Source organism: Robinsoniella sp. KNHs210 (assembly GCF_000686105.1).
In the GTDB taxonomy this organism is placed as follows: domain Bacteria; phylum Bacillota; class Clostridia; order Lachnospirales; family Lachnospiraceae; genus Robinsoniella; species Robinsoniella peoriensis.
Genome location: NZ_JMLZ01000002.1, coordinates 744,013 through 757,245 on the forward strand (window position 1 = coordinate 744,013; position 13,233 = coordinate 757,245).

Sequence of the window (13,233 nt, forward strand, 5' to 3'; positions counted from 1 at the left end):
TTTCGAAATATAAATACAGGTGGGAGAATAAAACTAAAAATTGTAAAAAAGAAGAAAAAATAAAGGAAAGTGGGAGAGCTTAATTTTTTATAATGAATGGAATTATGAATAAAAAATTTAAATTTTTATATGAACCCGGAAATATAAGTGAAAAATTATAAAGTATAATTATGCAATAATATGAATATATATTTGGAAATGGATTGAAAATCTTAACAGTTTAAATATAGTGTAAATCAGTGGGGGATATATAGCACATTTTCATAGTTAAAAGTGATAACAGCAACTGAAAAAACAGATTATCCCCCCACTTCCCTCCCCACGATAACAAGGCTTCCCAATTTTTATGGTAATATTTCCCACTGTGCACATTTATCTGGTATATTTCGCTTTTACACACACAATATCTGGTAAAACCCGCGAAAAATGGCGAAAAATGGCGGGCTCCTTAAGAAATTCTTATGCAAAAAAAATAAAATTAGCCCTTGTATTTTTGTACAAAGTAAGCTATTATAAACATACAAGTGGTAGAAAGTGGTGGAAGGTGGTAGCAAATGGGGACTAAGTGGTAACCAGAACCACATTTCACTGAAAGTGCAAAAGAAGGATCGTAAGTTTTGCATTTTCACGAAAGAAGGTGCGTCATATGTTTATGGGAGAATACAATCATACGGTTGATACCAAAGGCAGACTGATTATCCCCTCCAGATTTAGAGATGAACTGGGTGACGAATTTGTTGTTACAAAGGGATTAGATGGATGCTTATTTGTTTTTCCCAATAATGAATGGCAGGCGTTCGAAGAAAAACTTAAGGCTTTACCACTTACAAACAAAAGCGCTAGACAATTTGCACGTTTCTTTGTAGCAGGTGCGACACCATGCGAGCTGGACAAGCAGGGGAGAATTCTTTTACCGGGAACGTTAAGAGAATTTGCAGGTCTGGAAAAGGACGTAGTACTGACAGGAATGTTAAACAGAATTGAAATTTGGAGCAAGTCGAAATGGAATGAGAATAATTCTTATGATGATATGGATGACATTGCAGAACAAATGACAGATTTAGGTTTAAGCATATAGCCTGGGGAGGACAATATGGAATTCAAACACAAATCTGTGCTTCTTGAGGAAACGATTGAGGCTCTGAACATAAAACCTGACGGCATTTATGTCGATGGAACTCTGGGTGGTGGCGGACATGCTTATGAGATATGTAAACGGCTGTCTGACAAAGGCAGACTGATTGGAATTGATCAGGATGAAGACGCAATAGAAGCGGCAAGGCTGCGCTTAGGGGAGTTTAACGATAAAGTAACGATTATCCGCAGTAATTACTGCGATATGAAAAAGGAACTGGCAAACATACAGATTACATCAGTTGATGGGATAATTTTGGATCTAGGTGTTTCCTCCTACCAATTGGATACGGCAGACCGCGGCTTTACTTACAGAGAAGACGCACCACTGGATATGAGAATGGACAGGCGTCAGAGCATGACCGCCAAAGATATTGTAAATGAGTATAGCGAACACGATTTATATCGTATTATTCGTGATTACGGGGAAGACAAATTTGCAAAAAATATTGCCAAACATATTGTAAGTGCGCGAAATGTAAAAGCATTAGAAACAACTGGGGAGTTAATTAATGTTATAAAAGCGGCAATTCCAATGAAATTCCGGGCAGTAGGAGGACACCCGGCCAAAAAGACATTCCAGGCCATAAGAATCGAATTAAACAGAGAATTAGAGGTACTTCGGGATTCTCTGGATGACATGATAGAACTTCTGAATGATGAAGGGCGAATTTGTATTATTACCTTTCATTCATTAGAAGACAGGATTGTAAAGACAATTTTCAAAAAGAATGAGGATCCATGTACCTGTCCGAGAGAATTTCCGATTTGTGTATGTGGGAAAAAATCCAAAGGAAAAGTAATAACCAGAAAACCAATAATACCAGGCGAACAGGAGCTTGAAGAGAACAAGAGGGCAAAAAGTTCGAAACTACGTGTATTTGAACGCAGACTGTAATCAGGATCTGATACAGGCTGTATTCATAAACAAAGAGTGAGACGAATGATACAAGTGTGAAAGAACATCGCTTTCACACTGCTGATTTAGCACAAGCCTGCTTGCGCTATTCAAAGGGTTAAGTTTGTTTAACTGTAAAATACGCTAGAGTATGTCTTGAAAATGATTGTACCTTACAGGTGCGATGACTTTAAGACACGATCTAAGACAGCGGGGTAAGGAGAAGCTAAATGGGAAGATCAGCCAGAAGACCGGAACACGGTTACGCGAGAAGAAATCAGCATCAGACAAGAGCATACGTTGACGGCAATACGGCAAGAGAGCTGCAGGCAGTTCCACGCAGGCAGGAAAACAGGCCTGTAAGACAGGAACCGAGGCGGAAGAGAAGACCGGCAACTAGTCAGAAAACCAGAAAAAATCGGGAAAAAGCATTGCAAATGAACTTTGCATATGTTATATTCTTAACGGCGGCAGCAGTAGCAACCCTTTTTGTATGTGTGAACTATTTACAGTTACAGGCAGCAAATACAGCCCATCGGAAGAATGTTACAGTTCTTGAGAGCCAGCTCAGTTCTTTGAAATTAGCGAATGATACGAAATACGACGAAACCATGGCATCTGTTGATTTAGAAAAAATCAAAGATATTGCAATTAATGAACTCGGCATGGTATATGCCCAGGAGGGACAAATCATTAATTATAATAGTCAGAATGGAGACTATGTAAGACAATACGAAGATGTACCAACCAATAAGTAGGTGATATGATTGGCATCAGAAAGAAATAGAGATAGAAAACGAAACAGTAAAAAAATATTTACGAAAAAAATGCAAATAAAGCTTATGGCTATATTTGCATTAGTTTTATTAGCGCTTGTGGGGCTGAATGTCCGGATTGCGTATATTACGGCTAAGAGCGGTGATAAGTACGCCAGGAAAGTTTTATCCCAGCAGCAGTATGACAGCCGAACCATACCATTTCGCCGGGGAGAGATTCTGGACCGGAATGGTAATATTCTGGCAAGAAGTGAGAAGGTCTATAATGTGGTTCTGGATTGCTTTGCAATCAATGCAGATGAGGATTTTATAGAACCAACCATAAGCGCCCTGGTAGCAACCCTGGGTGTGGATGAATCGGAAGTGCGTAAGATAATTACTTCAGAGGAAACCAAGGACAGTCAGTATCAGGTTATTAAAAGAGAAGTGTCCATGGAAGACAAACAGAAATACGAGGATTACACAGATTTATCCGAAGACCGCAAGCTGAGTGATGAAAGACGGCTGGAACTGGAAAACGTGCAGGGTATCTGGTTTGAAGAGGATTTTATACGTAAGTATCCTTTTAACACCCTTGCGAGTAACGTACTTGGATTTTCCAATGATCTGAATGAGGGTATCGTTGGGCTGGAGTCCTATTACAACGATGTATTGAGAGGAGTAGACGGACGTGAATTCGGATATCTGAACGAAGATTCCGAGCTACAGCGAACCACGGTAGAACCTACCAATGGTAAAAGCCTGGTGTCTACCATTGATGTAAATATCCAGCAGGTTGTGGAAAAATATATCAAAGAATTTGACGATAAGTATAAAGATGGCCCATGGGTAGATTTTGCAGGACATGGAAGTAAAAATACCGGTGTTATTGTAGGAGATCCCAATACGGGAGAAATTCTGGCAATGGCTACCAATCAGGCTTATGATTTAAATGATCCGGAAAATCTGGATGGATGGTATACTAAAAAGCAGATCGAAGCAATGTCTGATGAGGAATATGTAACAGCGCTGAATGGACTTTGGAGTAATTTCTGTATTTCAGGAGCATTTGAACTGGGTTCCACTTATAAACCGGTTGTTGTGGCATCTGCTTTAGAAGGCGGGTTTGCAGATGATTCAGATCATTACTATTGTAATGGCTATCTGCAGTATGGATCGGAACCTCCGATTTATTGTGATAACCGGAATGGACATCAGGACGAAACCTTAAGTGATGTAGTAAAGAATTCCTGCAATGTGGGTATGATGGAGATTGCTGATAAAATGGGAGTGGATGCTTTCGTTAAATATCAGGAGTTATTTAATTTTGGTAAGAAAACCGGAATTGATCTGCCAAACGAAAATGCGGGTATTTTATATAACAGTAATAACATGCATGTAATTGAATTGGCAACCAATTCATTTGGACAGGGATTTACCGCTTCTATGATTCAGGAATTTGCAGCGTTTTCAACCGTTGTAAACGGCGGCAACTATTATCGTCCTCACATGGTAAGACAAGTACTGGATTCAAAGGGCGGAGTTGCTAAAGATATTGATCCGCTGCTGTTAAGCCAGCCGGTTTCATCTAAGAACTCTTCCTTATTAAAGGAATATCTGGAAGCCGTTGTAAAAGAAGGAACCGGACAGAAAGCGCAGATTCCCGGCTACCGTATCGGTGGTAAGACAGGTACTGCGGAGACTCTCCCGCGTGGAGAGGATCGTTATATCGTATCCTTTATCGGGGCGGTACCTATTGATGATCCGCAGGTGGTTATTTATACGGTTGTAGATGAACCAAACGTAGAAGATCAGGAAATCGGCGGATATTCCATGGAGATTTCCAAAAAGATCTTATCAGAAATCCTTCCCTATTTGGGAATATATCCAACGGAGGAGATTACAGATGATGAACGTGGTACCCTGGGTATGAAGACAGGAGAAAATGCAGACGGCACATCAGATGGAACTACGGATGGCACGACGGACGGTACAACGGACGGTACAGGCGAGAATGCAGATGGTACTGCTCAGAACGGAGTGCCGGATCAGAATTATGTAGAACCTTTGGAAGACACGGGAGAGCCTCAGGAAGATCCCTGGGACGATGGCGTGACCAACGAAGATCTGCAGCTTGAACAATAAAGACATATCCCCGTAGAAGTAATAATAGATTATACTAATTACTTCTACGGGGATTTTTATGCTCAAAATTAAAACGTATCACAAGAAGAAGATTGTTGTAGTATTTACCCTGTGCTTTTTGGTATTAGCTGCCCTGGTGGGACGCCTTGTTTATCTGATGATATTTAAATCGGATTACTATGCCCAGAAAGCGGAGGAACTTCACGAAAGAGAAAGAGATATTAAGGCTGCCAGAGGAGAAATTATGGATGCTACGGGAACTGCCCTGGCAACAAATAAAACTGTTTGTACAATTTCTGTTATTCACAGTCAGATTAAAGAACCGGATAAAGTGATTGCCATGCTGGTAAAGGAGTTGGGGCTATCCGAGGCTGAGGTACGCAAAAGGGTAGAGAAGAGAAGCTCTATTGAACGTGTAAAGACGAATGTAGAAAAAGAGGTTGGGGATAAGATCCGGGAATATAATCTGGCCGGAGTGAAGGTAGATGAGGATTTTAAACGTTATTATCCATTTGGATCCCTGGCATCCAAGGTTTTGGGATTTACAGGGAGCGACAATCAGGGGATAATCGGTCTGGAAGTAAAGTACGAGGATATCTTAAAAGGCAGCCCCGGTAAAATTCTTACGATGACAGATGCCAGGGGAGTGGAACTGCCGGAAGCAGGAGAGAGCAGGCTGGAGCCTATTAACGGAAATGATTTGTATATCAGCCTTGACAACAATATACAACAGTATGTCGAGCAGGCAGCCAAGAAGGTAATGGAACAGAAAGGTGCGGACAGTGTATCCATACTGCTTATGAGACCCGGGAATGGAGAAATTGTGGCTATGGTTAATGTTCCGGAATTTGATCTGAACAGTCCGTTTACATTAAATGTAGATTCCTCCCAGATGACAGATAAAGAGAAACAGGATGCCCTGAATCAGATGTGGAGAAATGGATGCATTAATGATACCTATGAACCGGGATCCACATTTAAAATTATTACTGCTGCGGCAGGTCTGGAAGAAGGAGTAGTTTCTCTGACGGATCAGTTTTCCTGCCCCGGATATAAAATTGTGGAGGACAGAAGAATCCGCTGCCATAAAGTAGCGGGCCATGGAGGAGAAACTTTTGTACAGGGAGTCATGAACTCCTGCAACCCGGTATTTATTGAAGTGGGGCTACGGCTGGGTGTGGACAATTATTTTAAATATTTCAATCAGTTCGGCCTGAATAACAAGACCGGTATTGATCTTCCCGGTGAAGCAGCAACCATCATGCATAAAAAGGACAATGTAGGGCAGGTAGAACTTGCCACGATCTCTTTTGGGCAGTCATTTCAGATTACGCCGATGCAGCTTGCAACAACGGCAAGTTCCATCATTAACGGCGGCAGGCGGGTTACACCGCATTTTGGTGTATCTGTTAAGGATAAAGAAGGGACGCTGATTAAGAAACTGCAATATCCCCTGGGAGACAGAATCCTGTCAGAAGATACTTCGGCAACCATGCGCTATGTATTGGAGCAGGTAGTTGATGGCGGTTCAGGCAAAAATGCTTATATTGCAGGATACCATATTGGTGGTAAAACAGCTACGTCAGAGACACTTCCAAGAAGTGCCAATAAATATATTTCTTCATTCCTGGGATTTGCACCGGCAAATGATCCCCAGATATTGGGACTCTGTGTCATTCATAATCCACAGGGTGTTTATTATGGCGGAACCATAGCAGCTCCTGTAATTAAAGACATTTTTGCGAATATTCTGCCTTATCTGGAAATACCAATAGATGAATCCCAGTTGGAAACGGAGACAGAAACGCAGTGATTTGTATAGGCCTGATAGCTTTGTAACGGCAACCTGAATCTCCGAAAGATGGGAAGCGGGGGACCTGCATGGACGGCAAAGGCAACTGACAGAGTCCATGCAGGTCCCCCGCTTCCCATCTTTCCGGACACTATCCAAAATATACAAAGCGTTATTAATCAACAAAACACCAATTTCATGTTTTCATAACCAGATCAGTTTATCATGTTTTTTAGATTTCAAGGTTGATTAATAACCAAAAAAAGTTTATACTAATCTATAGTATGTCTACAAATAGCGAAAGAATTAAAGAGGTGTATTATGATTATTGGTACTGAAGTTATTATTCCATTACTAGTGGCGTTTGCCATCAGTGTAGCACTTAGTCCTTTTGTAATTCCATTTTTACGGAAGCTGAAAGTGGGACAGACGGAGAGAACAGACGGCGTCCAGTCTCATTTGAAAAAGGCGGGAACTCCTACTATGGGAGGGTTGATTATTTTAATCAGCATACTGGCAACTTCTTTGTTTTTTGTGAAGGATTATCCGCAGATCATACCGGTCTTATTTTTGACTCTTGGATTTGGTATTATCGGATTTTTAGATGATTACCTGAAAGTCGTATTAAGACGGTCAGACGGATTACTTCCATGGCAGAAGATGCTGGGGCAGATTGTAATTACAACCATTTTCCTGGCATATATTCTTATTGTAGATTCATCCGGCCTTACGATTATGAATCCTTTTGACAAAGGAACTTATATTGATTTTAAGCTGATTACAATACCCCTTGTGTATATTGCGGTAATTGGAACGGTAAACGGTGTTAATTTTACAGATGGTCTGGATGGTCTGGCTACCGGAGTTACTACGATGGTCGCTGTATTTTTTACAGTAGTGTCCATTGCTTATAAAGGCGGAATACAACCTATCACAGCAGCCGTTGTAGGGGCGCTGCTGGGATTTTTATTGTTTAATGCACATCCGGCTAAGGTATTTATGGGAGATACCGGATCGTTAGCTCTGGGAGGTTTTGTGGCAGGCTGTGCCTATGCCCTTAGGATGCCATGGATTATTATCATTGTAGGATTGGTTTACCTGGTAGAGGTAATCTCAGTTATGATCCAGATTACTTATTTTAAGAAGACCGGCGGCAAGAGATTTTTCAAAATGGCTCCGATTCATCACCATTTTGAGTTATGCGGATGGTCGGAAACCCAGGTGGTAGCTGTATTTACCGTTGTTACAGCGTTATTATGTCTGGTAGGGCTTCTGATACTTTCCTAAAGTGAATCAGCTGGCAGATATGGATTCCCTGGTTTATTACTGACCCGGGGACAGAGACAGATGAAAAGCAGATTAATGATAGAGATAAGAACATACGGTTTTAGAAATCATTTGACCGGTTAGGAGGATTACAATGGAATTAAAGGACAAGAAAGTTCTTGTATTTGGTACCGGAATCAGCGGTATAGGTGCGGTAGAATTATTGGAAAAAGTACAAGCGAAACCAGTCCTGTATGATGGAAATACAAAACTTACAAAAGCAGAAATAGGTGAAAGACTGCCAATGGGCAGCAATGCGGATATTATTATCGGAGACCTGCCGGAAGATATTATGGCAAGCCTTGATCTGGCGGTTTTAAGTCCGGGTGTACCTACGGATCTTCCTCTTGTGAACAAAATGAGGGAAAGCGGGATTCCAGTCTGGGGTGAAGTAGAACTTGCCTATGTTAACAGCAAAGGAAGTGTGCTTGCAATTACGGGAACCAATGGAAAGACTACTACAACCAGCCTGCTTGGAGAGATCATGAAGTATCATGCTAAGGAAGTGTATGTAGTTGGAAATATAGGGAATCCCTATACCCAGGTTGCGCTGGAAATGACTCCCGATGCGGTAACAGTAGCGGAAATCAGCAGCTTTCAGCTGGAAACCATACATTCTTTCCGGCCAAAGGTGAGCGCTGTTTTAAATATAACACCGGATCATCTGGACCGGCATCATACCATGGAGGAATACATCCGGGTAAAAGAGAGTATTACCTTAAATCAGGGAGAAGAAGATACCTGTGTCCTGAATTATGAAGATGAGCTGTTAAGAGAATTTGGCAGTTCGCTAAAATGCAAGGTATTATTTTTCAGCAGCCTGCGTACATTAGATAAGGGTATTTACATAAATGATGGAGCGATTGAATACAATGATGGTACAAATAAAATCACGGTATGCCAGATCAGCGAGTTAAAACTTCCCGGAAGGCATAATCATGAAAATGTAATGGCAGCTGTGGCAATGGCGATAGCTTTTGGAGTGCCGTTTGAGGAAATTCATTACGTGATAACAAGATTTACGGCTGTGGAACATAGAATAGAGTATGTGACTAAGGTTCGCGGGGTGGCATATTATAATGATTCAAAAGGTACGAATCCGGATGCCGCAATGAAAGGAATTCAGGCTATGGACCGCCCCACATTACTCATTGGGGGGGGCTATGATAAAAATTCTTCCTATGATGAGTGGATCCATTCTTTTGATGGAAAAGTCCGTTACCTGGTATTAATTGGGCAGACTAGGGAGAAGATTGCAGATGCAGCAAAACGATGTGGTTTCAATGACATTATTCTGGCAGATTCACTGGAAGAAGCTATTGATATCTGTGCTAAAAAAGCCAATCCGGGCGATGCCGTTTTACTTTCACCGGCATGTGCAAGCTGGGGTATGTTTCCCAATTATGAAGAGCGGGGACGGGTTTTTAAAGAGCATGTAAGACATCTTCATTAATTAAAAAAGGAGTGATGGTTTGAATCAAGGTGTGAAAAGACAGGACTACACACTACTGATAATCGTGCTTTTCTTAATTTGCTTTGGTTTAATAACACTCTATAGTACAAGCGCATATAATGGCCAGGTTAAGTTTGCTGATCCCGGCTATTATTTTAAAAAACAATTATTTGCGACAATCCTGGGCATTGTGGCGATGCTGATCGTTTCCAGAATGGATTACCATATTTTCGGGAAGTTTGCATTCTATGCTTATCTGCTATCCCTGGCATTATCCGGGGCAGTACTGATCTTTGGGGATTCTTATAATGGTTCAAAGAGATGGCTGTCTCTTGGACCGCTGTCTTTCCAGCCATCTGAGTTTGCAAAGCTGGCGGTCATATTATTTCTGGCATATATGGTCAGCAGCCAGAAAAAAAAGCGGGGAAATGTATTCCTGATATCTATGGTTATAGGTCTGGTACTCCCGATTGTAGGTCTGGTTGGAACGAATAACTTAAGTACAGCTATTATTATCCTTGGTATTGCGGTTATTCTGATTTTTGTATCAAATCCAAAATATCTGCAGTTTATCTGGATAGGTGCCGTTGGGATTGGATTTATCAGCATTTTTCTGAGTATGGAATCCTATCGTCTGGAACGTCTTGCAATCTGGAAGAATCCGGAGAATTTTGAAAAAGGTTTTCAGACGATCCAGGGACTTTACGCGATTGGTTCAGGAGGTTTGTTCGGAAGAGGATTAGGGGAGAGCATTCAGAAACTGGGATTCGTTCCGGAAGCACAAAATGACATGATCTTTTCTATTATCTGCGAAGAATTGGGGCTGACAGGTGCCATTATTCTGATTATTATATTTATTGTCATGATCTGGCGTTTTATGGTGATTGCAACTCATGCCAAGGATTTATTCGGATCTTTGATTGCGGTGGGCGTTATGGGACATATTGCGATTCAGGTTATGCTGAACATTGCGGTTGTAACAAATACAATTCCCAATACCGGTATCACCCTTCCGTTTATCAGTTATGGAGGAACTTCCGTACTATTCCTGCTGTCGGAAATGGGGCTGGCGCTTAGTGTCAGCCGGTGGCAAAAATAGATTCCGTGCATATAATGAGATATATGGGTTTAATGGCCGCCTTATAGCGGTCATTAGAAGTTATCGGAGGAATCTTACTTGGATGGTATAAAAGTTCTGGGTGGTCATCCGTTGCACGGGGAAATCGCGATACAAGGCTCGAAAAATGCCATACTTCCCATTATAGCAGGAACACTTCTGCATGATGGAATCACGGTTCTGCATAATTGTCCGAAAATCTTGGATGTTATGTATATGGTAGAGATACTAAAACAATTGGGATGCCGCGTCTGCTGGAAGGATGATACACTTGTAATTGATGCATCCTGCCTGGACTGCTGTGAAGTGCCGGCAGATCATGCAGGCAAGCTGCGTTCATCTATTATTTTATTAGGAAGCCTTCTGGGCAGGCATAGAGAAGCACATGTACCTTATCCGGGTGGATGTACAATCGGAGCAAGGCCAATTGATCTTCATTTGGAAGCCTTCAGGCAGATGGGTGTTTGCATAGAGGAGCAGGAAGGTTTGCTTCTGGCACAGACAAAGGGTCTTTGCGGTGCCAGAATTCATTTGCGTTTCCCAAGCGTGGGTGCCACGGAAAATATTATTCTGGGTGCCGTGCTGGCGGACGGAACGACAGTTCTGACAGGTGCGGCAAGAGAACCGGAAATTGTAGAATTGGCTGTATTTTTAAATAAAAAAGGGGCCAGAATAACAGGGATGGGAAGTGACTGTATCTGTATCCGTGGTGTTGACAGGCTGCATGATTCAGAATATACTATGGGACCGGACAGAATTGTAGCCGGGACATATGTATTGGCAGCTCTGGGCAGCCGGGGATGTGTCACATTGTGGAACGCGCCTGTGGATCAGATAAAAAATATATTGTATCTATCAGGTAAAATGGGAGCTTCCCTCAGATGGAACCGTAATTGTCTGAGAGTAGATGCAAGAAGGGCTGGAGCTCCGGTTCCGTTTATTGAGACCAATCCATACCCGGGTTTTCCTACGGATCTGCAGTCTCAGCTTATGGCAGTACTTTGTATGGCAAAGGGGAAAAGCTGCATACGGGAAACAGTATTCGAAGCCAGATTCCATGTGGCTGAAGAACTGAACCGGATGGGGGCCAGGGTGCTTACCAATTCAATGGAAGCACATATCGAAGGCGTAGATAGGCTGACAGGCTGTGATGTAAAAGCGTCAGAACTTCGGGGAGGTGCTGCACTTACTATAGCCGGTCTGATGGCCGAGGGAGTTACGAGAATAAGTAATAAACATTTTATTGATAGGGGATATGTAGATATCTGTGAAGATCTGAAGGCATTGGGAGCCAGGATCTCTCCTATAGAAATAACAGAGTAATTATCTGACTCGGAGAATGGGGAATGCAGTCAGGTAGTCACAAATTGTTTTAAAATGAGAGGATACAGGTGATTAGTATGGAGCAGGGCTACAAAAGAAAGAAGAAGAGAAGGAAAAAAATTGGAAAAATAGCTGCCTTATCAATTCTCGCACTTCTATTAATAAGTGCAATTGTAGTATTTGGATTATTCCGCATTCAAGAGGTAGAAGTTGTGGGGAATGATTATTATACGGCAGACGAGATAAAGAAAATGGTAATGTCAGATTCTATGGCGCAAAATTCAATTTATCTGACGTGGAAATACAGCCACGCGAATATCCAGGAAGAACTTCCCTTTTTAAGTACGGTGGAAATAGAGATGCTGGCTCCATATAAGGTTCGTATTCATGTTTATGAAAAAACCATCGTCGGATATATCCAAACTGCTGGATCAAATGTGTACTTTGATAAGGACGGGGTTGTCATGGAGAACTCTCAGGAAGTGAGAGAGGGAGTTCCCATGATTTCCGGGGTGAATCTTGGTAAAGTGGAAGTACTGGGAAAACTGCCGATTGAAGATAAAGACCTGTTTAAGTCAGTGGTGACTCTGGCACAGCTTCTGAATAAGAATGCAATTATGCCGGATGAAATCCACTTTGATGAAGAAAATGCCATGTCATTGTATTTTGCAAAAAACACGGTACTTTTGGGACAGAATAAAAACCTGGAAGAAAAGATCTCTAATCTGAAGGCGATCTATCCGAAAATGTCTACCATGGATGGCACTTTGGATATGGAGAATTTTACTGCAGATTCCAGTACGGCTATTTTTAAGAAGGGAAATGGCAAGAAAGACAGTGCAGGTAAGGAAGAAGGAGAATCCGAGAGCGAGTCAGAAAGTGAAAGCGGCAAGAGCGCAGGACCTAACTATAAAGAGGAATCGGGAAGAGTATCCAAGGATGCGGCCGGAAATGAAGTTTATACCGATGATGCAGGAAACGTAACAAATGATATGACGCAGCAGTATTTGGGTGATGATGGACAGGTTATTACAGATGGTTATGGATATATTGATCCGTATACCGGTGCCTATATCCTGAATTAGGCCGCAAAGCTGACTGCACCGGTATGCAAAGAATTATTAAGAACCGGTATTGACTGAAAAACGCTGTTTTTGTCGATTACCGGAGTATGAAATCGAATCGGTAATGCATATTCTTTTATATATGTTAGGATTTTATGAAGAATGCTTAAAAAAACAATGAAATTTAAAAATCTACTTGATTAATTTGAGAAAAAACTATATTATA

General features: G+C 41.6%; 10 protein-coding genes. All 10 read left to right on the top strand.

Going from position 1 to position 13,233, the window contains the following annotated elements; translation table 11 throughout:
* Positions 1–646: 646 nt before the first annotated feature.
* The 10 genes from mraZ to CD03_RS33130 all read left to right on the top strand — a co-directional run bounded on the left by mraZ (position 647) and on the right by CD03_RS33130 (position 13,028).
* Positions 647–1,078 (top strand): division/cell wall cluster transcriptional repressor MraZ, encoded by a 432-nt coding sequence (mraZ, locus tag CD03_RS0110090; RefSeq protein WP_027293523.1) that lies wholly within the window; start codon positions 647–649, stop codon positions 1,076–1,078.
* A gap of 15 nt (positions 1,079–1,093) precedes the next feature.
* Entirely contained in the window at positions 1,094–2,032 is a 939-nt protein-coding gene (gene rsmH, locus CD03_RS0110095) for a 16S rRNA (cytosine(1402)-N(4))-methyltransferase RsmH (RefSeq protein WP_027293524.1), read from the top strand.
* 230 nt (positions 2,033–2,262) lie between these two features.
* Entirely contained in the window at positions 2,263–2,790 is a 528-nt protein-coding gene (locus tag CD03_RS0110100; RefSeq protein ID WP_027293525.1) for a hypothetical protein, read from the top strand.
* Between the two features lie 84 nt (positions 2,791–2,874).
* A complete protein-coding gene (locus tag CD03_RS33120; protein WP_242849077.1) occupies positions 2,875–4,932 on the top strand; it encodes a peptidoglycan D,D-transpeptidase FtsI family protein in 2,058 nt (685 codons plus the stop codon).
* Between the two features lie 58 nt (positions 4,933–4,990).
* A complete protein-coding gene (locus CD03_RS33125) occupies positions 4,991–6,745 on the top strand; it encodes a peptidoglycan D,D-transpeptidase FtsI family protein (protein WP_044289286.1) in 1,755 nt (584 codons plus the stop codon).
* Between the two features lie 300 nt (positions 6,746–7,045).
* Complete coding sequence (gene mraY, locus CD03_RS0110115) at positions 7,046–8,011, top strand: phospho-N-acetylmuramoyl-pentapeptide-transferase (RefSeq protein ID WP_044289287.1); 966 nt, start codon at positions 7,046–7,048, stop codon at positions 8,009–8,011.
* A gap of 133 nt (positions 8,012–8,144) precedes the next feature.
* Entirely contained in the window at positions 8,145–9,503 is a 1,359-nt protein-coding gene (gene murD, locus CD03_RS0110120; protein WP_027293527.1) for a UDP-N-acetylmuramoyl-L-alanine--D-glutamate ligase, read from the top strand.
* A gap of 19 nt (positions 9,504–9,522) precedes the next feature.
* Complete coding sequence (locus tag CD03_RS0110125; protein WP_027293528.1) at positions 9,523–10,602, top strand: FtsW/RodA/SpoVE family cell cycle protein; 1,080 nt, start codon at positions 9,523–9,525, stop codon at positions 10,600–10,602.
* A gap of 78 nt (positions 10,603–10,680) precedes the next feature.
* Entirely contained in the window at positions 10,681–11,943 is a 1,263-nt protein-coding gene (gene murA / locus CD03_RS0110130) for a UDP-N-acetylglucosamine 1-carboxyvinyltransferase (protein WP_027293529.1), read from the top strand.
* A gap of 77 nt (positions 11,944–12,020) precedes the next feature.
* Complete coding sequence (locus CD03_RS33130) at positions 12,021–13,028, top strand: cell division protein FtsQ/DivIB (protein WP_052377754.1); 1,008 nt, start codon at positions 12,021–12,023, stop codon at positions 13,026–13,028.
* The last annotated feature ends 205 nt before the right edge of the window (positions 13,029–13,233 follow it).

Coding starts and splice junctions, on each gene's coding strand:
- murD (WP_027293527.1), top strand. CDS start 8,145: ATGGAATTAAAGGACAAGAAAGTTCTTGTATTTGGTACCGGAATCAGC.
- CD03_RS33130 (WP_052377754.1), top strand. CDS start 12,021: ATGGAGCAGGGCTACAAAAGAAAGAAGAAGAGAAGGAAAAAAATTGGA.
- CD03_RS0110100 (WP_027293525.1), top strand. CDS start 2,263: ATGGGAAGATCAGCCAGAAGACCGGAACACGGTTACGCGAGAAGAAAT.
- mraY (WP_044289287.1), top strand. CDS start 7,046: ATGATTATTGGTACTGAAGTTATTATTCCATTACTAGTGGCGTTTGCC.
- mraZ (WP_027293523.1), top strand. CDS start 647: ATGTTTATGGGAGAATACAATCATACGGTTGATACCAAAGGCAGACTG.
- CD03_RS33120 (WP_242849077.1), top strand. CDS start 2,875: ATGGCTATATTTGCATTAGTTTTATTAGCGCTTGTGGGGCTGAATGTC.
- CD03_RS33125 (WP_044289286.1), top strand. CDS start 4,991: ATGCTCAAAATTAAAACGTATCACAAGAAGAAGATTGTTGTAGTATTT.
- rsmH (WP_027293524.1), top strand. CDS start 1,094: ATGGAATTCAAACACAAATCTGTGCTTCTTGAGGAAACGATTGAGGCT.